This is a genomic window from Bradyrhizobium sp. AZCC 2262 (genome assembly GCF_036924535.1).
GTDB lineage: Bacteria > Pseudomonadota > Alphaproteobacteria > Rhizobiales > Xanthobacteraceae > Bradyrhizobium.
Genome location: NZ_JAZHRT010000001.1, coordinates 4962945 through 4986437 on the forward strand (window position 1 = coordinate 4962945; position 23493 = coordinate 4986437).

Genomic DNA, 23493 nt, shown 5'->3' on the forward strand with positions numbered 1-23493 from the left:
GTGGCGACCGTCGTCAATCCGATCGAACGATGGGGATGGACGCGCGACCAGGCTGCTGCTCCTTATTTAAGTGTGATCTCCGGGCCAATGCTTCGCGTTGGTCCCGAGGAAACCCGGTACCCAATTTTCCGGATCATGCTCTAGTGATCGAAATCCCACGGCTGCAGGCGGCCGGCCGCACCGAGCACGATGACCGGCGCGTCCTCCTTGTATTCGGGCGCCGCCGAGACCTGCGCCTTGGTCAGCTCGAGCGTGATGCTGTCACGCTTGTTGGCGACGCCGCCGAAACGCAGCGCGCCCCAGTCAACAACGATCTTCCGGCTGCCGACGCCGAGAAAACCGCCGAAATCGATCACCGCCGCGCGCACATTGCCCTCGCGGTCCACGATCACATCGACGACCCGCCCCATATCCTCGTTCGCCGCGCTGCGAACTTCGCGGCCGAGGATGCCGTGGGCATCCCTGGCGCCGATCACCGTCACCGATGGCGGAGGCGCGGGCTCCTTTGCGGCGTCCGGCGGCGCGGTGCGGGTACCCTGTGTCGTGCCGGTGTCCTCCGCCGCTGAAGCCGCCGGGCTGCCGGCTAATCCAGCGATCAGAAACAGGATGAGAATACCAATGCGCATGTGGTCTCCTGACTTTTAGATGCACGAGCCGCGCATGGCTCCTAATGCGTCAATACGATCGACACCTGAATCTGACCGCGCGTTCGCACCACCTCAAGCGATACTTCATCGCCGTGGCGGCGAACCCTCAAGTCGACGCTGGAAGGCCCGAGCTTCAGATCACGCAACAGCACCTCGTTGAGGAATTCCGGCAGATGCGGATCGCGCAGACGGATCTCGCCGCGCGCAGCGTCGAACTCGAGACCCAGCGCCGCTTCCAGCAGGCTGAACGGCGTCGCGCTGGCCCATGCCTGCGGCGCGCAGGCGACGGGATAGAGCACCGGTCCGCGCCGCCTTTCGCGCTGGAATCCGCAGAACAATTCCGGCAGCCGCCGCAGATCCATGTAGCTGGCGGTATCGAACAGGCCCCTGAACAGCTGCGCCACCGAATGCTTCAGGCCGTAGCGCGCGAAGCCGAGCGCGATCAGCGCATTGTCGTGCGGCCAGATCGATCCATCGTGATAGGACATCGGGTTGTAGCGGGCTTCGCCGCGCGCAACGGTGCGGATGCCCCATCCCGAAAAGAACTTCTGGCTCATCAGATCGGCCGCGACCCGTCGGGCACGCTCGGTTCGGACGATGCCGGTGAAAAGAAGCTGGCCGGCATTGGACGTTCGCACCTTGCACGGCCGCTTGGCGCCGTCGAGCGCCAGCGCATAGGTGCCGAGCTCCTCGCACCAGAACGCCTGCTCGAAGCGGTCGGCGAGAAGCAGGGCTGCGGATTCGAGCTGCGCCGCCTGCTCGATCAATCCCAGGCGCCGGGCGCAGCGCGCCGCCAGCCGCTTGCCGGCAAAGACATATCCCTGAACCTCCGCCAGCGCGATATAGCCTTCGGCGAGCTGCCCATCGGCATGAAAGATCGCGTCGAAGGAATCCTTCCAGCCCTGGTTCGCAAGCCCCTGCTCGGTGGCGCGCTGATACTCGACGAACCCGTCCTTGTCGGGATCGCCGGGACCGTCGATCCATCGCAGCGCCGCCTCGATCGCCGGCCATAGCTCGGCCAGCGTTGCCTCGTCGCCGGTGCGCTCGACATAGAGGCCGGCCAGCAGCACGAACAGCGAGGTCGAATCGACGCTGCCGTAATACTGCGCGAACGGCACCTCACGCAGCGCGGCCATCTCGCCGCCACGCATCTCGTGCAAAATCTTGCCGGGCTCGGCATCGGCGAGCGGATCTGTGGTCTTGGCCTGGAAGAAAGCGAGCCGCCGCAGCACGCCCTGGGCAATGCGCGGATCGACCCACAGCATCTGCAGCGCGGTGATCAGTCCGTCGCGGCCGAACGTGGTCGAATACCAGGGGATCCCCGCATAAGGATATCGCCCCTGCGGCGTTTCCGTCATCAGCATGTTGAGGTCGGCCATCGCCTGGCACAGCACCTCGTTGAAAATATCGTTCGAGGTCTCGATGCTGGCCGCGCCCGATGTCGAGCGCCGCATCTCGCGACGGTGCGCCAACAGGCCGCGGAAGAACGGCGCCGGCTTCTGCATGATCGGCTTGTTGCAGGATACCGCGACGAACAATGCGGTCGCTTCCTTCGGCTCCAGTTCGAAATGAAAGGTCGCCGAGTGGGTGGCCAGCCGTGTCGGCCGCGGCTCGAAATGCAGGGCGGTAATGCGGACCTGACCGTCGAGCCCGCTATATTCCAGCACGACATCGGCGGGGCCGAGCAACCGGCTGGAGCCCACCCCCCTACGCGGCCGGCGTTCGCCGCGCACCTCGAACAAATCGGCGAAATCATTGTCGAACAGCAGTGTCAGATCGAAGCTCGCCTGCCGGTCGCCGTGATTTTGCAGCGCGATACGCTGGTAGGCCGTGCCGCGCCACAGGAAAATCGAGCGCACGATGTGCAGCGTGTCCTTTTGCAGCGCCAGCCTGCCGTTGCGGTATACGTCGGAATTGGTGAGATCGACGGTCAGCGCCGAATTGTCGTCGCGCAGATTGGAACCGAGCAACAGCGGCTGGACTTCATCGAGCACCATCTCCAGCCGGGCGAGATAGCGCGTATCGGCGTTGAACAGACCGTCGGGTCCGCCGGCAGAGGCGCCGATATCGCCATGGCTGTCCAGGACGATGAATGTATCGTCGTGCTTGAGCGAGCGGCGCTGCCGCGTCGCCGGGCCTGTCATCGGGATGTAGAACGGAGATTCCGCGACGTGTTCGGCAGCCTCAATGGTGATGAGTTGAGTGACTTCTGCCGTCATTTGGACCTCAAGCGACTTTCTTGCGTTGCGACGGACGCATCGGGACGCAAACGCTACTGCCGCGGCTCAAGCCGCATGGCTGGCGAGGCGGCCCATTTCGCGCGCGACCAATTCGCGGTAAGGGCCCCTTCCCTGCACGAGAATATCCGGCGGTCCGTCTTCGATGATTCGCCCGCCCTGCAGCACCACCACGCGATCGAAATTGCGCAATGTGGCGAGACGATGGGCGATGGCAATCACGGTGCGCCCGCGCATCAGCCGAGACAGCGCCTCGCGGATCGCCTCTTCGGATTCGCTGTCGAGCGATGCGGTCGCTTCATCCAGCAGCAGGATCGGCGCGTCCTTCAGGAAGGCGCGCGCGATGGCGATGCGCTGCCGCTGCCCGCCGGAGACCTTGATACCGCGATCACCGACCATGGTCGACATGCCCTCGGGGAGATTCTCGATGAAATCGCAGCGCGCCGCGATCGCCGCGCGCAGCACCTCGTCATCGGTCGCGTTCGGCCGCCCGTAGCGGATGTTTTCCATGATCGAGCGGTGGAACAGCGAGATGTCCTGCGGCACCACCGAGATCGCCTCGCGCAGGCTTTGCTGCGTCACCCGCGAAATGTCCTGGCCGTCGATCGTGACGCTGCCGCGCTGGATATCGTAGAACCGCTGCAACAGCGCGAACAGGCTGGATTTTCCGCCACCGGAATGACCGACCAGCCCGACCCGTTGTCCCGGCTGAATGCGCAAGGAGAACTTTTCGAACACCTGAGCACCGCCGGGATAGTGGAACGCGACATTGTTGAAGGCGACGGCAGCGCCGCTGCGGATCAGCGGCTCGGCCTCCGGATGATCCTTCAGCTCGTGCGGCAGCAACAGGGTCGCAATCGCTTCGGTCAGGCGGGCGACGTGCTGGGTCACATCGACCAGCGCCACCGCAAGATCGCGCGTCGCGCTCAGGATTGAAAGCCCGAGCGTACAGACCAGCACGACGTCGCCGGTCGTTGCCGCGCCGTTCTGCCAGAGCGCGATGGCCCATGCCATCAGCGCAATCGTCAATACGATTGTCACGACGGCGTGAAGCAGCCGCAGCTTCTCGAGATAGCGCAGGCTGCGTCCACGGGCGTCGAGTTCCCGCTCGACGGTGGCGTCGAAGCGGTCGTGTTCGTAGCTGAGGCCGCAGAATGCGCGGACCAGCGGCAGGTTGCTGATGACGTCGACCATCTCGCCGTCCACCGCAGCCGCCTTGTCGGCGAAGTCGTCATGCAGCGGCTTGCCTGCCGCAGCCAGGCGGAACATCGCCATCAACATGATACCAGCGATGACGATCAGCCCCGCGGACATCGCCAGGCTGACGGTCCCGATCAGCAGTATCGCCGAGACGGTCGCGATGCACGGCGGCAGCACGTTCCAGACAAACATGTTTTCAACGGTAAACACCGCATTCGACGTCGCGGTGATACGGCTGGTCAGCATGCCCGGCAGCCGATCGGAGAAATAGCTGGGGGCGTGACCGGTCAGATGGCGGAACATATCGCGCCGGAGATCGCCGGTGACGCCGACGAAGGTGAAGCTCGCCGTCCAGCTCGCGACCCGCCACAGCAGATTATCTGCCGCGATCAGCGACATGAGAAAAGCGAATGCCAGCCATACGTTGTTCGCTTGCGACGAACCGGCCGTCAGGCTGTCGACCAGATTCTTCACGCCGTATTGCGTGCCCACCGAGCAGGCAACCGCTCCAACGACGGCAGACACGATGACCACATGGGCCGCGCGACGCCGGCGCAGATAGCGCAGCACGAATGGAAACGGGCGTCGCACATATCCTGAAAGATTGTCCATGAGTTCCGCAAACCTGTTGAGAGTGAACGAGAATCCCTACCGCGTATCGCACACGATGACGTGAAGAATGCCGCTTCGGGTTTCCGCGCGCGTGGCCATCACCGCGCAACAATTTTGCAGCATCGAGACGGCCTTAAATCTGTTCGTGTCAGATGGCATCAGCAAGACAGCCGTGTGGAGGAAGCAAGATGTGCTGACTAAAGGAACTTCGCAGATGCGGGAACGTTCCCGTTACTGACACGCCGGTTTTGGCACGGGCCTTCTACGCCGGTGTCGATCAAGGGGCTGAGGGCTTTGTTCAACCACCATTCCAAACAGGAGACGCAAATATGCGCATCGCGCAGGTCGCCCCGCTGACGGAGGCTGTCCCCCCCAAATTGTACGGCGGCACCGAGCGGGTGGTGCACTGGCTAACTGAGGAACTTGTGGCATTGGGGCACGATGTCACGCTGTTTGCCAGCGGCGATTCACGCACCTCGGCGAAACTGGACGCGGCCTGGCCGAAGGCACTGCGCCTCGACGGCTCGGTCCGCGACCCCTACGCACTACATATGGAGATGCTGGAGCGCGTGCGGCAGAAATGTGACGATGAGGAGTTCGATTTTCTCCACTTTCATCTCGATTACTATCCATTCTCGCTGTTCTACCGGCAGCCGACGCCGTTCGTGACGACTCTGCATGGCAGGCTGGACCTGCCGGAGCATCAGCCGGTGTTCACCACCTTCTCCAAGATTCCCGTGATATCGATTTCCAACGCGCAGCGCCGGCCGGTACCGCAAGCCAACTGGATGCGGACCATTCACCATGGATTGCCGGAGAATTTGCTGACGCCGCAGCCGGTTCAGCCGTCCTATCTGGCGGTGCTCGGGCGGATCGCGCCGGAAAAGGGCGTGGATCGCGCCATCCGTATCGCTACCCGATGCGGTATTCCGCTCAAGATCGCGGCCAAGGTGGATCGCGCCGACCAGGAATATTACGACGAGCTGATCTCCCCGCTCATCAAGGCCAGCCCGCTGGTCGAATTCATCGGCGAGATCAGCGACCGCGAGAAACCCGATTTCCTCAGTGGCGCGATCGGCCTTCTGGTACCGATCGACTGGCCGGAGCCGTTCGGCCTCGTGATGATCGAAGCCATGGCCTGCGGCACGCCGGTTATAGCCTATAACCGCGGTTCGGTCCCGGAGATCATCGACCCCGGCCTCACCGGCTTCGTCGTCGAAGACGAAACCAGCGCCGTTGCCGTGGTCGGCCGTCTCGCCACGCTGGATCGGGCGGCCATCCGCAAGCAGTTCGAAAAGCGCTTCACCGCGCGCCGCATGGCGCTCGACTATCTTGCCGCCTATCGCGGCCTGATGGAGGAAGCCGAGCCGCGGATCAAGCTGGTCAGCAGCGCGGAATAGGCTGCGGCGCTACCACACTCGCCGTCATGGCCGGGCTTGTCCCGGCCATCCACGTCTTTGCCTTCACAAAGAGAAAGACGTGGATGCCCGGGACAAGCCCGGGCATGACGACCTATTTCAGCTCACGGCCGTCCGTTTCGGTTCGACGATCTCGAACATTCGCGGAAACTCATCCATCAGCGCCATCAACTCGCCGAGCCGCACCGGATTGCCTGTCACCTTGATCTTGCCGGAGCTGACCGCTTCCGGAAACGTCGTCAACTTGGCGATCACTTCGTCGAGCACGCCGCGCGCCAGCGTGAAGCCGGCGTCGGCGTCGGCGGCCTGCGCGCCGGCGGCATAGGTCAGCGCGCAGTTTTCCAGGTTGAGGATGAAGGTCTCATGGGTATCGGTGAAATTCCAGTTCAGCACGATGCGCTTGCCTTCGGCCTTGGGGCCATTGAGGCGCACGCCGAGCACGTCCCATAGCTGTTCGGTGCGCAGCGCGGCCAGCGTTTCGCGCGGCATTGACGAACGCGGCGGCACCTTGGGCATGCCCTGTCGCAATTCCTGCGCGCCGAACAGATAGGCGTTGCGCCAGGTCGAGCTCTCCGAAGCGTAGCCGAGCTGCTCGAACGTATCGGCGAGCATCGCGCGCGCCGCCTGATTGTCCGGCTCGGCAAACACCAGATGGCTCACGGCTTGCGCCACGAAGCGGAATTCGCCCCGGGCAAAATCCTTCGCCGCCCGCGCCAGGATCGCTTCCGCGCCACCCATATACGCGACATATTTCCTTCCGGACTCGACCGGCGGCAGCGGATCGAGATTGACTGGATTGGCGTCGTACCAGCCGAGGTACTTCTGGTAGATCGCCTTCACATTGTGCCTGATGTGCCCGTAATAGCCGCGGCCGTGCCAGGCGCCTTCGAGGCTCGCCGGCAAGCGGATGGCCTCCGCGATTTCAGCAGCGGTGAGCCCGTGGTTCATCAGGCGGATGGTCTGGTCATGCGCGAATTTATAGAGGTCGCGTTGCTGGCGGATCATGGTGTCGATCCGCTCATGCCCCCAGACCGGCCAATGATGCTGACCGCACATCGCATCCGCCCTGCCGCCCCACATCTGCAGGGCTTCGCCGAGATACTTTGACCAGGCCAGCGCGTCGCGTACATCGGCGCCGCGGAACGGCAACAGATTGTGGAAATTGTGCGTGCAGTTTTCTGCGAGATTCAAAAGCTTGTAGCGCGGGATGAAGAAATGCATTTCCGCCGGTGCTTCGCTGTTCGGCGCCATCTGGAATTCGAATTCCACGCCGTCGATGGTTCGCTTGTCACCGGTTGCGATGATCAGATCAGTGGGGCGCAATAGCGCGACCGCACCCGCCGCCATGGTCTTGCCGAGCCCGCAATCGACCTGCCCGCGCACGCCCTTCGCCAGCAGTGGCCCGAACTGATACATCGCGCGGCGCAACATCGCCGGTCCCGCAATGATGTTTTCGGAGACTGCGTGCTCCATGAACAGATTGGGCGCAATGATCGGCACCTTGCCGCCGGCGAGCGCTTCGTCGTCGAGCACGCCCCGCGCGCCACCCCAATGGTCGGTATGGGTGTGGGTAAAGATCACGGCGGCGACCGGCCGCTTGCCGCGGTGCTGGAAATAAAGTTCCATCGCGGCCCGCGCGCCCTCGATCGAGGTCAGCGTGTCCACCACGATCACGCCGCTGTCGCCCTCGATCAGCGTCATGTTGGCGATGTCGAGCCCGCGCACCTGATAGACGCCGGGTACGACTTCGAACAGGCCGTGATGCATGTTGAGCCGCGACTGCCGCCACAGGCTGGGGTCAACCGTCGGCGGCGCCTGTTCGGCGGAGAGGAAGCCGTAGGGCTCCAGACTCCAGACCACCCTGCCCTGCGCCGACGTGATCTTCGCGTTCTCCACGGTGCCGAGGAAGCCGCGCGCCGCGTCGTCGAAATCCCTGACGTCGGAGAACGGCAGCGCCTTCAGCGTCGCCGCGTGCTGCGCGATGACGGAAGCGGATGCCTGCTTCGGAGATTCCTTGGGTGTTTCCGTGGAGGCTGGTTGGCTCATTGTTCTGTACTCCCTTGCGCAAACAATAATCGGAACGACGTCAGCGGAACTGCAGCCCCTCGAACTGGCCGCTGTTGCGCCATCCGTCGATATATTTGAAGTAGGCCATCGGTCCCGCCGGATGGCCGACATTGAGCTTGGCCGCCCGACCCGGCTCGCGCCCTTCATTGTTGTAGTAGCCCGGCGTGCAGTCGGGCGAGCCGATCATGCGGCCCGCACCGGTCAGCAGCAGCTCGACCCAGTGGTCCTCGGCCTCTTTTCTCACTTCGATTTCCTTGTGACCGTTCGCCTGGGCATGCCGGATCATCAACGCGATCGTCTTCGCCGCCTCGGTCAGATTGTGAGGTACGTTGGAGATGAGATTGGCGCCTTGCGTCGGCTGGACGAAGAACGCGTTCGGAAAGCCATGGACGTGGATGCCGTGCTTGGTGCGCATGCCCGAGGCCCAATGGTCCGACAGTTTGACGCCGCCACGGCCGGTCAGATCGAAGCCAGCGCGCCGCTTGTATTCGGTGCCGACTTCGAAGCCGGATGCATAGATGATGCAATCGAGCGCGTATTCCTTGCCCGCGACGACGACGCCGTTCCCGGTGATGCGCTCGACGCCCTTGCCGTCGGTATCGATCAGATGCGTGCCCGGCGTGTTGAAGGCCTGCAGATACGCGTCATGGAAGCACGGCCGCTTGCAAAGCTGGCGATACCAGGCTTTCAGCTTCGCGGCCGTCTCGCGGTCGCCGACGATGGCATCGACCCGGGCGCGGATTTCCTCCATCTTCTCGAAATCGGAATCCTCGAACGCCGCCAGCATGTTTGGCGGGGTGCGCTGCTCGCGCGGCAAATCCATAACTTTTGCGCGAATGCGTCGCGACAGATCGGTCCAGCCGTCCTGCACCAGATCTTCTTCCGCGGAGCCGCCGGCCTGGTTCGCGGTAAAATTCTCCAGCCAGCGCTGCTGCCAGCCTGATGTCGCTACGCCTGCAAACCATTTCGGATCGATCGGCGCATTGGCTCTGATATCGACGGAGGATGGCGTGCGCTGGAACACATAGAGCTCCTTGCAGGCGCGCGCGAGATGCGGCACGCATTGCACGGAAGTAGCGCCGGTGCCGATGATGCCGACGCGCTTGTCCTTCAACTTCTCCATCAGCGCGCCCTTGGCGTCGCCGCCGGTGTAGTCGTAATCCCACCGGCTGGTGTGGAACGAATGCCCCTTGAAGGACTCGATACCTTCGATGCCGGGAAGTTTTGGCACGTGCAGCGGCCCCGTCCCCATGCCGACGAACTGCGCGCTGAAGGCATCGCCGCGAGTGGTGCGGATATTCCAGCGAGATTGTGCTTCGTCCCAATCGAGGCTCACGACCTCGGTGTGAAACAGCGCGTTGTCGTACAGACCGTATTGCTTGCCGATGCGCTGGCAGTGCGCCAGGATTTCCGGCGCGTGCGCATACTTCTCCGACGGCATGTGGCCGGTCTCTTCGAGCAGCGGCATATACACCATCGACGCGGTATCGCATTGCGCGCCCGGATACCTGTTCCAGTACCAGGTGCCGCCGAAGTCGCCGCCCTTTTCGATGATGCGGACATCCCTGATGCCGGCTTCGGACAGCCGCGCTGCGGTGGCTAGCCCGGCAAAGCCGCCGCCGATGAAGGCAAAGGTGACATGGTCGGTCTTCGGATCGCGCGGGATGACCGGCGTATAGGGATCGTCGAGATAATGCGCGAGTTGTCCTGCGACGCGGAGATACTGGTCGTTGCCATCGGGACGCAGCCGCTTGTTGCGCTCCTCCAGATATTTCTGGCGCAGCCGCTCCTTGGCGATCGAAGCGTTCTGCGAGGCCCGGGGTTGATCTGTGATCGTCATCCGAAGACGCCCTTTCAAGGAATTACGAGACGTTTGTCGTCTTACCACCGCTCAGGACGGATGTGCGGACAGATACGGCGAGTTTGCAATCGACCAGGACGGCATCGGCTCCATGCGAAAGATCTGCCGCAGATGTACTTCGTCGGGGCCGTCGCCGATACGCAGCAGGCGGCCCCAGGCCAGCGCCTGATGGATCGGTGTATCGTCGGAGCCGCCCATCGCGCCGAATACCTGCATGGCATGGTCAGCGATCCGTTGCAGCATCGCCGGCACCGCGACCTTGATCAGCGAGACGTCACGCCAGGCGCCCTGATGGCCGGCCTGATCGAGCCGCCACGCGCAGCGATAGGCGAGCAACCGTGCCTGTTCGAGCTCGACCCGGGATTCGGCGATCCAGCGCTGCACGGTGTCGTACTGGATCACGGTGCGGCCGAAGGCGGAGCGCTCCGACGAACGCACCATCATCAGTTCGATCAAGAGCTCGCAGAGCCCGATCGAGCGCATGCAATGATGGATGCGCGCCGGCCCCAGCCGAATTTGCGCGACCTTGAAGCCCTCGCCCTCGGCGCCGAGCAGATTCGAACGGGGCACGCGCACATCATCGAACGTAAGCTCGCCGATCGGGGCGACATGATCCTCACATCCCATCCAGCGCAGCCGACGCACCAGACGAACGCCCGGCATATCCATCGGCACGATGATGCAGGAATGGCGGCCGGTGCGGTCCGCACCGGGATCGGTCACGCCCATCACGATCAGAAAACTGCATCGCGGATGCGCCGCGCCGGTGATGAACCATTTCCGTCCGTTGATGACGTAGTCGTCGCCGTCGCGGACCATGCGCGTGGCGATGTTGGTGGCATCGGATGAAGCCACGTCCGGTTCGGTCATGCCGAAGGCCGAGCGGGTTTTTGCTTCCAACAGCGGCTGCAGCCAGCGCGCCTTCTGTTCAGGCGTCGCGCAATTCTGCAGCGCGATCATGTTGGGCACGTCGGGCGCCTGACAGTTGAAGATCTCCGGCGCCCAGAACAGCCGGCCCATGATTTCCGCCAGCGGCGCATATTCGAGATTGGAAAGCCGGGTGCCGGGCTCGTCATCAGCCAGTTCGGGAAGGCCAAGATTCCACAGCCCCGCTGCCCGCGCTTTTCGTTGAAGGTCGCCCATGAAGGGCGCGGCCTCGCCCTTGGCGACGTGAGCAAGCCAGACGCGGTGGCGCGGCAGCACTTCCTGATCGAAGAAGGCCTGCAGCTTCTCCAGCCATGCTTCCGACCGACCGGAAAGATCGAAATCCATGTCGCCTCCCGTCTTTTGAAGCGGAACCTAAGCGTATATCGACACGATTTGCAAATTCATTTCGGTATATTGACAGAATTCCGAATTTTGACCAATCTTTTGATATGGCAACCCTTTCCACCGCCGATCCTTCCGCCCGGCCCCGAACGCCGGAAGACCACGCCGATCCCGCCTTCGCAACCACGCTGGCGCACGGGCTCGACGTGCTGGCGGCTTTCCGCAACCGCAGCGGCTCGCTGTCCAACGCCGACCTCGCGCTGCATACCGGCCTGTCGCGGCCGACGGTGTCGCGGCTGACCTACACGCTGGCGCAACTCGGCTATCTCAAGCGCGATGCCAAAGGACGCTTCCAGCTCGGGCTCGGCATTCTGGCCGCCGCCTATCCGGTGCTGTCGGCGCTAAAAGTCCGGCAACTGGCGCGTCCCCTGATGCGCGATTTCGCCGCCTACACCGGCGGCACGGTTTCCATCGCGATGCCATTCGGGCTCGACTTCATCTATGTCGAGACGCTGCGCACCACCGACGCCGTGACACATTTGCCGGATGTCGGCTTTGCGAGTTCGCTGGCGCCGACCGCGGTCGGCCGCGCGCTGCTGTCGCTGTTCACCAGCGAAGAGCTCGACACCTATGTGGCGAACGTGAAAGCCGAACGGCCGGAAGAAGCCGACTATGTGCAAGCGCGGACGCTGCCGGATGTCGAGCTTTGCAGGGAGCGCGGCTTTGCGATTTCGCTCGGCGAATGGCGGCGCGAAATTTTTGGCGTTGCCGCACCGCTGTACCGCACGGCGTCGGGCGACTGCCTTTCCGTCAATTGCGGCATCCCCTCGTTTCGCTTCAACGCCGAACAGATCGAGCGTGAATGCGGGCCCCGCATGCTGGGGCTGGCGCGCAGCATCCGCTCGCTGGCGGCCAACGACTGAATACCCCGGCAGAGGGGCAAAAGGCGCATCGCTAGACTGGTGCGCAACATACGGGGAGGGAAGAATGAGCCGGATCAAAACCGCGCTGGGCTTCGCCGTGAGTGTTGCTTTGGGCGTGGCCATGCTGCTCGCCAATGCCGCGCAGGCGCAGAGCAATTATCCGAACCGCCCGATCCGCATCGTCGTGCCCTACCCCGCCGGCGGCATCGTCGACATCGTCGCGCGCGCCGTGACCGAACAGGTCGGCCGCGACTGGAAGCAAACGGTCGTGGTCGAAGCAAGACCGGGCGGCAACAGCAACATCGGCACCGCCGCGGTGGCACGCAGCGAGCCGGACGGTTACACTTGGCTCGTCACTGGCCCGGCCGCGCTGGTCAACCCGACGCTCTACAAGGACGCTGGCTGGGACGCGCTGAAGGACCTCAAATGCGTTGGCCTCGCGGTCTGGAATCAAAGCGTCGCGGTCGTGCACCCGTCGATGCCCGCCAAGACCATCGCCGAATTCGTGGAGATCGCGCACAAAAAACCCGGCGAGCTGAATTTCGGCAATCCCGGCACCGGCTCTTCGATCGACCTGAGCGCGCAGAAGCTGTTTCAGGCCGCGAACATCAAGCTGACCAATGTCGGCTACAAGGGCCAGCCGCAGGCGCTGATCGACCTGATGACGAACCTGATGCACTTCGAGATCGTCTCGCTCGAACTGGCGCTTCCGCACATCAAGGCAGGCAGCGTGAAGCCGCTTGCCGTGATGACCGACAAGCGTGTCGCCGACCTGCCCGACCTGCCGACGATTGCGGAAGCGGGATTTCCGGAAGCCACCTATGTGCCCTGGTACGGCATCTATGTTCAGGCGGGGACGCCGGATGCCATCGTCGCGAAGATCAACGACGGCATCAACAAGGCGCTGCAAAACCCGGAAGTGCAGCGCCAGCTCGCGGTCGCCAATATTCCGGGCAAGCCGATGGCACTCGTCGACCTCGCCGCGCTGATGAAGACGGACCACGAGAAGCTGACGAAAGTAATCGCGACCTCGGGCATGGCGCTGCAGTGACGCGGCCCGCAAAAGGCACAGCCGGTCCTGCCGCTAATTGAGCGCCCACAGATAGGCCAGCGTCGCCGCGATCCCGAGACCCGTTCTGACCGCGTGCAGGCTTCCCCACTTCACGATCAGCGCGCGTGATTGTGGACCGGCCTCGTTCTCAGCAATCGCCTTCAGTGCGTGGTTGGTCGGCATGATGCCCAACAGCGTATACGGCCAGTTGGCAAGAATGAGCACCGCGCCGACAAGCCAGCGCCAATCCTGCGTCAGCCAGGCGGCGATCAGGCCGAGCACGCCCGAAATCACCGCGCCACTCGCCTGCATCATGAGGCCGCGGTCGTAGCTTGGCTTCCATTGCCTCAAGAGGCTCCGGTCATCGAGGCTGAGACGCGCCGGCTGCTCGGCGAGATTGACGTAGAACGCGGCTCCGGCGAACGCGGCGGCGACAATCGTCGCAAGCTGTCCTGCAAGCATGGCTTACTCCATATCACCTGTTCAAGGTCATTGCGACCTCAGGCATGGCCCTGCAGTGAGGACGCCCGCAGGCCTCGCCCCGTCATTGCGAGCGAAGCGAAGCAATCCATTTCACGGCATAACGGATGGATGGATTGCTTCGCTACGCTCGCAATGACGGTGGAGAAGCTTTACAGCTCAATCTTCACTTCTTGACCTTGCTGGCATCCATCTTCACGTTCGTATCCAGCATCTTGACCGAAAACGCTGTGTCCACGTCAAACGGCTTTTCCATGCCGAGATAGGTCTGCACCAGCTCGTAGTCTTTCTTCATCCGCTCGGCGTCGATCCAACCCAATGCCTTGGTCGTGGTAAATTCGTCCGTCATCAGGAATTTGATGCGCTCCCACTGACGCTGCTGGTTTTCCTTGTCGAGGCCGGAAGCCTGGTCGAGCAGCGCCTTGAGGCACGGCGCAACGTCGGCGACGCAGGCGGCGTAGGCCTTCTGGCTGATCTTGACGAATTCTTCGACCAGTTTCGGGTTCTTCGCCAGGTAAGCGCCGTTGACGATCAGCGAGTTGCCGTAGGGGTTCAGCCCGATATCCTTCCAGTTGACGTAGCCGAGATCGGCGCCGAACTCGATCGCCTTGAGATCATGCTCATTGTAGAAATCGCTGATGATATCGACGGTGTGGCTCTTCAGCGCCGCGATCTTGGCGGTCGGGCCGACATTGACGAAATTCACTGAGTCAGGCGCGATGCCGGCGGCCTTTGCAAAGGCCGGCCACATCACCCGCGAGGCATCGCCCGGCGGATTGCCGATCTTGTGGTTCGGAAAGTCCTTTGGCCCGTTCACGCCGTAACTCTTCAGCCAGTAGAAAGTCTGCCCGGTATTGGCGTAGATGCTCATCAGCGCCACCACGTCGGCGCCCTTGCTCTTGGCCACCAGCATGGTCGCGAGGTCGGCGATGCCGAACGGCGAGCCGCCGGAGCCGACCTTCAGCGAGGAGACACCGGAGCCCTTGCCGACCTCGATGGTCAGGTCGATGCCCGCCTTCTCGTACCAGCCTTGCGACTTGGCGTAATAGAACGGCGAATGATCTGCCGTCGGCGTCCAGTTCAGGATCAGGTTGACGGCCTCGGCGGCCCCGCACGGCGCAGCCGGCAGAGCCAGCGCAAGCGCCAGTCCCGCAATTCGCAAAGCCTTCATTGCACCCTCCTCGTTTGCAACCGATCTTGTCGCCGCGTTCCCGTGACGCTACCAATGCAACAAGGGACCAGACGACTTGTCAACTATTTGGTTGGAAATGCCCAAAAAACGATCTGACGATATCAAGCCGCAGCGGCGCGATCCGGCGGCAACCCGCAAAAAACTGCTGACGGCGGCGCGGCGCGAATTTGCCGATAGCGGTCTCGCCGGCGCCCGGGTCGACGAGATCGCCGCGCGTGCGGGCGTCAACAAGCAGCTCGTCTATCACTATTTCGGCGACAAGGATGCGCTGTATCTGGCGGTGCTGGAATGGGTCTACGAGGAGATCCGCGCCCAGGAGCGCAAGCTCAATCTCGAAGGATTGCCGCCCGAGCAGGCGATCAAGAAGCTGATCGAAAGCTCCTTCGATCACCTCGCCGCGCATCCCGACTTCATCGTGCTGCTGAACGATGAGAACCGCGGCGGCGCCCGCCATGTGCGCGGCTCGCGCAAGCTGGAGGCAATGCATTCGCCGCTGGTCAGCCTGGTTTCGACCATTCTCGGCGAGGGCGTCAAGGCCGGCATATTCCGCAAAGGGATCAATCCTGTACATCTCTATATCTCGATTGCAGGGCTCAGCTATTTCTACTTTTCGAACACGCCGACGCTGTCGGCGATCTTCGGCAAGGACCTGTCGAGCCGGACCGCCCGGCAGGCACGCCGCAAGCACGTGGTCGATCTGGTGATGCATTCGCTTCGGCCGTAATCAACCAGATGGTTGATTAGTGAAGGCGGCCGCGATAGATTGTCGCCACGCGACCGGGAACCGGGCGCGTGAGCAAGGGAGTGCACGGTGTTCAGCGGTGACGGCGGATCGGCACGGTCTTTCGCGATCATCCTGATCGTGCATCTGGCTGTGATCGTGCTGTGGCAGGTATTGGTCGACGCCTTCCAGATACCGAAATTCATCCTGCCCTCGCCGCTTGCAACCATCAAGACGCTGGCCTCGCCGAACTATGCCTGGCTTTCCAATCTCGCGGTGACCGCTGTCGAAATTCTCGGCGGGTTCTGTCTTGGTGCGCTGGTCGGCGTCATGCTGGCGGTGATGTTCACCTGGTCGCCACTGATCAGCCTGTTGCTGCTGCCGCTGTTCGTGACGCTGAACATGATTCCGAAAGTGGCGCTTGGGCCGCTGTTCATCGTCTGGTTCTCCTACGGCATCTTCCCGAACATCCTGATCGCGTTTTCGATCTGCTTCTTTCCGATCCTGCTGACGACCGCACGCGGCTTGAGCGAGGTCGAGCCGGATCTGTTGGATCTCGTAAAATCGCTGCGCGGCTCGCGCTGGACGCTGTTCCGAAAGATCCAGTTGCCGGGCGCGCTGCCTTACGTGTTCTCTGGAATGAAGGTGGGCGCGATCCTGGCGGTAGCCGGCGCGATCGTCGGCGAGTTCATCGCCTCCGAGCGTGGGCTCGGCTATCTCATGATTCAGGTGCAGTCGTCGCTCGATACGCCCGCGATGGTGATGGCCGTCGTGCTCCTGACGTTGCTGGGCGTAGCGCTGTATGGGCTCGTGCTCGGCCTGGAGCGGATGTTCGTTGTCCGTGACATCCGGCTGCAATAGGAAAACGGGAAAGAAGCATGCTGTTGACGCGTGAAAACCTGCCGCAGACGATTTCGGATATCGCAGCACTCGACGAATTGCTGTGCCGCCCGAGCCAGGCGCTGATCGACGATCTCCGCAAGGTCGACGGCGACATTATGATCCTCGGCGTTGCCGGCAAGATGGGGCCGACGCTGGCGGGCCTTGCCAAGGCCGCCGTGCCGGAGTGCCGCGTGATCGGCGTCGCCCGATTCAGCGATCCCGCCGTCGAGGACTGGCTGCAGGCGCGCGGCGTCGAGACGCTAAATTGCGACCTGCTCGACGAAGCCGCGATCAAGGCGCTGCCGAAAATTCCAAATATCGTGTTCATGGCCGGGCGCAAATTCGGCGCCGAGGGTGACCTCTCGCTGACCTGGGCGATGAATTCGCACGTCCCTGCCCTGGTCGCGCAGGCATTTGCGGGTTCACGTATCGTCGCGTTCTCGACCGGCTGCGTCTATCCGTTCGTGCCGGTCGACGGCAAAGGCTCGGACGAGGACATGGCCCCCAATCCGCCCGGCGAGTACGCACAATCCTGCGTCGGGCGCGAGCGCATGTTCGAGTATTTCTCGAAAAAGTATTCGACGCCCGGCCGGCTGTTCCGGCTCAACTATGCGATCGACATGCGCTACGGCGTGCTGCACGACATCGCAAGCAAGGTCCTCCAGGGCAAGCCGATCGACGTCAGCCTCGGCCATGTCAATTTCATCTGGCAGGGTGATGCTTCTGCGCAGGCGCTGCGCTGCCTCGCGCATTGCGACACGCCGACCTCGCCGATCAATGTCAGCGGCCATGAAATACTTGCCGTGCGCGACCTCGCCGCGAAATTCGGTCAGCGTTTCGGCCGCGCGCCCGTGATCGTCGGCAAGGAAGAGCCGACGGCATGGCTGACCAATACCTCGCAGGCGGTGAAGCTGTTCGGCTTGCCTATTGTCGATACCGAGCAGCTCGTCAGTTGGACCGCCGACTGGGTGTCGCGATCGATGCCGAGCCTCGGCAAGCCCACCAAGTATGAGGTGCGCGATGGCCGCTATTGAGCCGATCGACATCGTCGAGCTCGGTGTCGGCGACGCGCAGGCCGGACTTGTGCTGTCCACTGAGGCGGGCTGGAACCAGAACGAGGCCGACTGGCGGTTCTTCCTGAGCCAGGGCGTCGTGTTCGGCATGCGCGACGGCGCGCGGCTGGTAGCGACTGCCGCGCTGCTGCCCTACTCGGCCGGCAATGCCTGGATCAGCATGGTGCTGGTGACCGCGGACTTCCGCCGGCGCGGCATTGCGACAAAACTCGTCGATGCCTGCCTCAACGTGGCGGCAAGGCGTTGTCTGACGACCTGGCTGGACGCGACCACCGCCGGCGCCACCGTCTACGAGCCGCTCGGCTTCATGCCGACGCTGCAACTGAGACGGTTGCGGCTAACGAAGCCGCGAGACACCGGGGCGTCTCGGCCGCTATCGGCCGGCAACCTCGACGCGTTGGCCGCTCGCGATGGCAGCGCCATGGGATTCGACCGCAGCACATTGCTGTCGGAATTTTCCGTGCGTCCGGGCTCTCGCATCGTGTCTGATGACCGCGCCATGGCCCTCGTCCGCAATGGACGCACCGCGCGTCATATCGGTCCGCTGCTGGCCGATCGCGCCGATCAGGCGCTTGCGCTGGTGGAAGCCATCGTTAGCTCAGAAACCGGCCCCTGGCTGATCGACGCCGTCTATTCCGAGGGCGAGTTTCTGAACGGGCTTGTTCAGTCAGGCTGGAACATCGAGCGGCCATTTCAACGCATGCGCTTTGGCCGTGCCACCGCGCCCCCTGCGCAATTGCCGTTCGCCGTGGCCGGACCGGAATTTGGATAGGAAGCGCGTCATGCATCATAGCGAAATCAAAGCCGACGTTCGGAAGCTGATCGCCGACGGCACCGTACTCCCGGCGCATCCGCTCGCGCTCGATGCCAATCGCACACTCGACGCGAGGCACCAGCGAGCGCTAACGCGCTATTACCTCGATGCCGGCGCCGGCGGATTGGCCGTCGGCGTCCACACCACGCAGTTTGCGATCCGCGACGTCGGCCTGTACCGCCCGGTGCTGGAGCTGGCGGCGGAGACCGCAGCTTCTTGGACCAAGCGGCCGGTCGCGATGGTCGCGGGGCTCGCCGGACCGACCCCACAAGCCGTTGCGGAAGCGCAAACGGCACGCGGCATCGGCTATCACGCCGGCCTGCTCAGCCTTGCCGCGATGAAATCGGCATCCGAGGATGAGATCATCGCCCATTGCGAGGCGGTGGCGCGGGAGATCCCGCTGGTCGGCTTCTATCTGCAGCCGGCGGTCGGCGGCGTCATCCTCAGTGCCGATTTCTGGCGGCACTTTGCCGCCATCGACAACGTCATCGCCATCAAGATCGCGCCGTTCAACCGCTATCGGACACTCGACGTGCTGCGCGGGGTGGCCGCCGCCGGCGCCCTTGACCGCGTCGCGCTCTATACCGGCAATGACGATCACATCCTGCTCGATCTGATGCTGCCGTTCGACCTGCGCGACAACGGCGTCACCACCCGCGCCTGGTTCAAGGGCGGCCTGCTCGGGCACTGGTCGGTCTGGACCGCGAGCGCCATTAAGCAGTTCGAGATGTGCAAGACGGCGCGCGGCAAGGACAGCGTGCCGGCCGACCTGCTGGCGCTCGACGCCCGCGTCACCGATTGCAACAGCGCGTTCTTCGATGTCGCCAACAATTTCCACGGCTGCATCGCCGGTTGTCATGAAATCCTGCGGCGGCAGGGATTGATGCAAGGGCTGTGGTGCCTCGATCCTGCCGAGGGTCTCAGCCCCGGGCAGATGACCGAGATCGACCGCGTCTGTCGCGAGCATGCCGATCTCTCCGACGACGCCTTCGTGAAGACGAACTTGCAGAAATGGCTGGTATGAGCGCCGACGAGCCTTTCATCAGCCTGCAGAACGTCCGCAAGGTCTATCGGTCGAAGGGCTCCGAGTTCCTTGCCGTCTCCGACGTCACCATGGACGTCAGGGAAGGCGAACTGGTCTCGCTGGTCGGCCCGTCCGGTTGCGGCAAGACCACGGTGCTGAAGATCCTGGCCGGGCTGCACGAGGCCGACGGCGGCACCATCAAAATCGGCAATTCGAAAACGCCGTTCGATCCGGCGCGCGATATCGGCATGGTGTTCCAGCAGGCCTTGCTGCTGAAATGGCGAACCATCCTCGACAATGTATTGCTGCCGGCCGAAATCGTCGGCCTGCCGATGAAGGCCGCGCGAACCCGCGCCCGGGAGCTGCTCAACCTGGTCGGGCTCGCCGGTTACGAAGACAAATATCCGCAGCAATTGTCCGGCGGCATGCAGCAGCGAACCGCGATCGCGCGCGCCTTTATCCACGATCCAAAACTGATCCTGATGGACGAGCCGTTCGGCGCGCTCGATGCGCTGACCCGCGAACAGATGAACCTCGAAATGCTGCGGATCTGGCGCGAAAGCGGCAAGACGATCATTTTCGTGACGCATAGCATCCAGGAGGCCGTCTTCCTCGCCTCGCATTGCGCCGTGCTCACCGCCGGCCCGGCGCGGATGGCAGAATATTTCCCGATCGAATTGCCGTTCCCGCGCGGACTGCCGATCAAGACCACGGACGAATTCGGCACTTACGCGCGACGGATCTATGCGGGTCTGGGATTGAGTGCAGGCGCTTGAGCCTCACTTCTCAATCTTGCTGGCATCCATCTTGACGGCGGGATCGAGCAGCCTGCTGGTGAAGGAACTCTCGACCGCAAACGGCTTTTCGATACCGAGGTAGGTCTGCACGAGATCGTAGTCCTTCCGCATCCGTCCCTCGTCGATCCAGCCCAGCGCCTTGGTCGTCGTAAATTCATCCGCCATCAGATATTTGATGCGGCCCCATTGCAGCAACTGCTCTTCGCGGTCGAGACCGGTCACCTGGTCGAGCAGCGCCTTCAGGCAAGGCTCGAAGTCGGCGACACAAGCGGCATAGGCCTTCTGCGTGATACGAACGAAATCCTCCGACAGCTTCGGGTTCTTCTCGAGGAAGGCACCGTTGACGATCAGCGAATTGCCGTAGGAATTGAGGCCGATGTCCTTCCAGTTAAGTGACCCGAGATCGCTGCCAAACTCCCTCAGCTTGATATCGTGCGAATTATAGAAATCGCTGATGATTTCGACGATACGGCCTTTCAGTGCGGCCGACTTCGCGGTCGGCCCGACATTGACGAAGGAGACCGAGTCCGGCGCGAGGCCCGCGGCCTTGGCGAAGGCCGGCCACATCACGCGCGAGGCATCACCGGGAGGGTTGCCTATCTTGCGCCCGGCAAAATCCTTCGGGCCGTTCACGCCATAGCTCTTGAGCCAGTAGAAGGTCTGGCCGGTGTTGGCATAGATGCTCATGAGCGCGACCGCATCGGCGCCCTTGCTGCGGGCGACCAGCATGGTCGCGAGATCCGAAATGCCGAACGGCGCGCCACCCGAGCCGACCTTGAGCGACGAAACGCCCGATCCTTTGCCGACCTCAATGCTGAGATCGATGCCAGCCTTCTGGTACCAGCCCTGCGATTTTGCGTAATAAAATGGCGAGTGATCCGCGGCCGGCGTCCAGTTCAGGATGAGGCTCACGCTTTGACCAGCCTGGGCCGGCGCGATCGGCGCGGCAAGCGCGAGCAGCAGCAAGGCAAATCTCAAACCCTTCAATACTTCTCTCCCCGCTGTCCGACCCGGAATGTCAGAGATCGCCTGCCCGGCCGCAATCGTCCAGGCTACTCAAATGCCACAGGTCCGGTATCGCGATAGGCCCAGCAACTCTCCTTTGGCAGCGAAACCTGGGTCTCGATACCCACCTGATGCCGGGCCGCGGTACCGAGTTCGACCACCTCCAGCCGCCGGCCGAACAGTTCGATGCCGTAGGCGGTCTGCGTGCCCTGATAGCGGCGGTCGAGGACGCGAGCGGGAAAGACGTTGGCACCGCCATGTTGGCCGATCGAGATGTTCTCCGGCCGTAGCGCAATGCGTACCTTCTCATCCGGGCTGAGCGAATGCAGCAATGCCACCTCACCTCGCCGCCCCTCGCCGAAATCGACCGTGCCGAATACGCCGTTGCGCGATACCAGCGTGCCTGGAAGCTCATTGGTCGCGCCGGTGAAATTGGCGACGAACAAATCTGCCGGACGGTTATAGATCGCATCAGGCGTATCCATCTGCAGCAGTTTGCCGTCGCGCATTACGCCGATGCGGTCGCCGAGCACCACCGCTTCGGCCTGGTCGTGGGTGACGTAGAGCGCAGTCATCCCCGTTTGCTTGAGGATCACGCGAAGATCATCGCGCAGCCGCAGGCGCAGCTTGGCGTCGAGGTTCGACAGCGGCTCGTCGAGCAGCAGCAATTGCGGCCGGTACACGATGCTGCGCGCCAGCGCCACGCGCTGCATCTGGCCGCCCGATAATGCGACCACCGGCCGGTCGGCATATTCCGACAGGCCGACCAGTTCGAGCGCCTCGTCGACCTTGTGGCGGGCGTCGGCGCGCGAAAGTTTTCGGTGCTTGAGCGGATAGACCACGTTCTGCCGCACCGTCATATGCGGCCACACCGCATAGGACTGAAACACCATGCCGAGATCGCGCAGACGTGGCGGCACCAGGATGCCGCGTTCGGGCGACGACACGATCCTGCCGGCAATGCTGATTTCGCCCGATGTCGGGTGTTCCAGCCCCGCGACACAGCGCAGCGTGGTGGTCTTGCCGCAGCCGGAGGGGCCGAGCAGAACCACGATCTCGCCGGCCGGCACGCCAAAACTGACGCCATCGATCGCCGGCCGGCCGATCGCAAACTGCTTGCGCAGGTCGGTGACTTCGAGGGTTGCCGTCATCGGTTCGATGATTTCCCTGATGTAACGATCATTGCGCGTAACCGTAGGTCTTGTTCCAATCGGCAATCCACGCCGCCTGCAACTTCACATACTGATCGAACTTGGGGAACCAGACCTTGACCACTTTGGGATCAAAGCCTTCCGGGTATGCCGGCGGCACCTTCAGTGACGTGAGGTTGCCGAGTTCCTTGATCATGAACGTCTGTCCCTCTTTCGACAGGCACCAGTTGAGAAACAGCTTTGCCGCGTTGGGATGAGCGGCGGTTTTCGGAATGCCCGTGGCATAGGGATTGACCGGTGCGCCTTCCGGCGGAAAGAAGATCTGGATCGGCGCGCCGTCTTTCTGCTTCGGATAGATCGCGTTGTAGAGCAAAGGTCCCATGGCGATTTCGCCGCGCACCAGCGAATCCGACATCGGCGCGCCCGATGGATAGAGGACCGGATGGGTCGTCGCCTGCTTGGCCCAATAATCCTCGCCGAGCACCTGGCGCTCGAACATCACCCGCGTCCACGTGGTGCCGCCCGACGGAGCGATCACCTGCCCGGTCAATTTGTTGTATTCTGGCTTGGTGAGGTCCATCCAGGTTTTTGGCGGGTTCTTGACCAGTTCGGTGTTGTAGGCGATCGACCATACCAGCGTGGCGCGCGGCCAGAGCTGCGGCGCGATCTGCGCGTCGGGATTGTAGTCGGCCGCGTTCGGCGGCGCGTAGTCCTGGAACATGTCCGCCAGCGGCTGCATCAGCGCACGGTCGGAATGATCGACCACGTCGGCGATCAACTTGCCGGCAGCGGCCTCGGTCTTCACGCGCGTGATCAATTGGCCGCCGGGCGCGCGCACCATCTCGACCTTGATCTCGGGGAAGCGCTTGTTGAAGGCCTTGATGACCTGCTGTTCCACTTCGGCGAAATTCGCGGTGTAGAATACCAGCTTGCCCTCGGCCTTCGCAGCGGCAATCAATTCGGGCGAGCCGAACTCCTGCGCCTGCGCCGCGGCGCTCCATGTCAGCGCCAGGCCAGCAATGCCGACGATTGCGGCAATGTTGCCGAAGGTCCTTCCAGTCATAGCCAA

Annotated in this window: 20 protein-coding genes; 9 read left to right on the plus strand and 11 right to left on the minus strand. The window is 63.0% G+C overall.

Annotated elements, in window-relative coordinates; genetic code table 11:
• Positions 1–140: 140 nt before the first annotated feature.
• The 3 genes from V1283_RS23525 to V1283_RS23535 all read right to left on the minus strand — a co-directional run bounded on the left by V1283_RS23525 (position 141) and on the right by V1283_RS23535 (position 4696).
• Positions 141–626 (minus strand): PRC-barrel domain-containing protein, encoded by a 486-nt coding sequence (locus V1283_RS23525; protein ID WP_334388856.1) that lies wholly within the window; start codon positions 624–626, stop codon positions 141–143.
• Between the two features lie 41 nt (positions 627–667).
• A complete protein-coding gene (locus V1283_RS23530; RefSeq protein WP_334388857.1) occupies positions 668–2866 on the minus strand; it encodes an amylo-alpha-1,6-glucosidase in 2199 nt (732 codons plus the stop codon).
• Positions 2867–2932: 66 nt separating this feature from the next.
• Complete coding sequence (locus V1283_RS23535) at positions 2933–4696, minus strand: ABC transporter ATP-binding protein (RefSeq protein WP_334388858.1); 1764 nt, start codon at positions 4694–4696, stop codon at positions 2933–2935.
• Positions 4697–5025: 329 nt separating this feature from the next.
• On the opposite strand from V1283_RS23535, the gene V1283_RS23540 reads away from it, so the two are divergent.
• Positions 5026–6096, plus strand: a complete 1071-nt coding sequence (locus V1283_RS23540) for a glycosyltransferase family 4 protein (protein ID WP_334388859.1) — start codon at positions 5026–5028, stop codon at positions 6094–6096.
• Positions 6097–6213: 117 nt separating this feature from the next.
• On the opposite strand, the gene V1283_RS23545 is transcribed toward V1283_RS23540, so the two are convergent.
• From V1283_RS23545 to V1283_RS23555, 3 genes are read right to left on the minus strand one after another with little or no spacing between them, the layout of a single operon-like run.
• Positions 6214–8160 carry an alkyl/aryl-sulfatase gene (locus V1283_RS23545; RefSeq protein WP_334388860.1) on the minus strand — a complete coding sequence of 649 codons (1947 nt, stop codon included), beginning with the start codon at positions 8158–8160 and terminating at the stop codon, positions 6214–6216.
• Positions 8161–8200: 40 nt separating this feature from the next.
• Entirely contained in the window at positions 8201–10021 is a 1821-nt protein-coding gene (locus V1283_RS23550; RefSeq protein ID WP_334388861.1) for a flavin-containing monooxygenase, read from the minus strand.
• A 51-nt stretch (positions 10022–10072) separates the two neighbouring features.
• Complete coding sequence (locus V1283_RS23555) at positions 10073–11314, minus strand: acyl-CoA dehydrogenase family protein (protein WP_334388863.1); 1242 nt, start codon at positions 11312–11314, stop codon at positions 10073–10075.
• 104 nt (positions 11315–11418) lie between these two features.
• On the opposite strand from V1283_RS23555, the gene V1283_RS23560 reads away from it, so the two are divergent.
• Together V1283_RS23560 and V1283_RS23565 are read left to right on the plus strand one after the other, a co-directional pair.
• Positions 11419–12234, plus strand: a complete 816-nt coding sequence (locus V1283_RS23560; RefSeq protein ID WP_334388864.1) for an IclR family transcriptional regulator — start codon at positions 11419–11421, stop codon at positions 12232–12234.
• A gap of 64 nt (positions 12235–12298) precedes the next feature.
• Positions 12299–13285, plus strand: coding sequence for a Bug family tripartite tricarboxylate transporter substrate binding protein (locus tag V1283_RS23565; protein ID WP_334388865.1), 987 nt, complete (start codon positions 12299–12301; stop codon positions 13283–13285).
• Positions 13286–13318: 33 nt separating this feature from the next.
• On the opposite strand, the gene V1283_RS23570 is transcribed toward V1283_RS23565, so the two are convergent.
• Both V1283_RS23570 and V1283_RS23575 read right to left on the minus strand, forming a co-directional pair.
• Positions 13319–13747, minus strand: coding sequence for a DUF1772 domain-containing protein (locus tag V1283_RS23570; RefSeq protein WP_334388866.1), 429 nt, complete (start codon positions 13745–13747; stop codon positions 13319–13321).
• A 184-nt stretch (positions 13748–13931) separates the two neighbouring features.
• Positions 13932–14936, minus strand: coding sequence for an ABC transporter substrate-binding protein (locus V1283_RS23575; RefSeq protein ID WP_334388867.1), 1005 nt, complete (start codon positions 14934–14936; stop codon positions 13932–13934).
• Positions 14937–15033: 97 nt separating this feature from the next.
• Between V1283_RS23575 and V1283_RS23580 the strand changes: the two genes are divergently transcribed.
• The 6 genes from V1283_RS23580 to V1283_RS23605 all read left to right on the plus strand — a co-directional run bounded on the left by V1283_RS23580 (position 15034) and on the right by V1283_RS23605 (position 20247).
• Entirely contained in the window at positions 15034–15681 is a 648-nt protein-coding gene (locus V1283_RS23580; protein ID WP_334388869.1) for a TetR/AcrR family transcriptional regulator, read from the plus strand.
• Positions 15682–15768: 87 nt separating this feature from the next.
• Positions 15769–16539, plus strand: a complete 771-nt coding sequence (locus V1283_RS23585; RefSeq protein WP_334388870.1) for an ABC transporter permease — start codon at positions 15769–15771, stop codon at positions 16537–16539.
• Between the two features lie 17 nt (positions 16540–16556).
• Positions 16557–17594 carry an NAD-dependent epimerase/dehydratase family protein gene (locus V1283_RS23590; RefSeq protein WP_334388871.1) on the plus strand — a complete coding sequence of 346 codons (1038 nt, stop codon included), beginning with the start codon at positions 16557–16559 and terminating at the stop codon, positions 17592–17594.
• Positions 17581–18405 (plus strand): GNAT family N-acetyltransferase, encoded by an 825-nt coding sequence (locus V1283_RS23595; RefSeq protein ID WP_334388872.1) that lies wholly within the window; start codon positions 17581–17583, stop codon positions 18403–18405. The genes V1283_RS23590 and V1283_RS23595 overlap by 14 nt, the downstream gene beginning before the upstream one ends.
• Positions 18406–18415: 10 nt before the next feature.
• On the plus strand, positions 18416–19471 hold the full coding sequence (locus tag V1283_RS23600) for a dihydrodipicolinate synthase family protein (protein WP_334388874.1): 1056 nt from the start codon (positions 18416–18418) through the stop codon (positions 19469–19471).
• Positions 19459–20247 carry an ABC transporter ATP-binding protein gene (locus tag V1283_RS23605; protein WP_334388875.1) on the plus strand — a complete coding sequence of 263 codons (789 nt, stop codon included), beginning with the start codon at positions 19459–19461 and terminating at the stop codon, positions 20245–20247. The genes V1283_RS23600 and V1283_RS23605 overlap by 13 nt, the downstream gene beginning before the upstream one ends.
• Positions 20248–20250: 3 nt before the next feature.
• Here V1283_RS23605 and V1283_RS23610 read toward each other — a convergent pair whose 3' ends face one another.
• The 3 genes from V1283_RS23610 to V1283_RS23620 all read right to left on the minus strand — a co-directional run bounded on the left by V1283_RS23610 (position 20251) and on the right by V1283_RS23620 (position 23487).
• A complete protein-coding gene (locus V1283_RS23610) occupies positions 20251–21255 on the minus strand; it encodes an ABC transporter substrate-binding protein (RefSeq protein ID WP_334388876.1) in 1005 nt (334 codons plus the stop codon).
• A 65-nt stretch (positions 21256–21320) separates the two neighbouring features.
• Positions 21321–22424 (minus strand): ABC transporter ATP-binding protein, encoded by a 1104-nt coding sequence (locus V1283_RS23615; protein ID WP_334388877.1) that lies wholly within the window; start codon positions 22422–22424, stop codon positions 21321–21323.
• Positions 22425–22452: 28 nt separating this feature from the next.
• The gene (locus tag V1283_RS23620; RefSeq protein WP_334388878.1) at positions 22453–23487 is read right to left on the minus strand and encodes an ABC transporter substrate-binding protein; all 1035 of its coding nucleotides are present in this window, start codon (positions 23485–23487) and stop codon (positions 22453–22455) included.
• Positions 23488–23493: the final 6 nt, after the last annotated feature.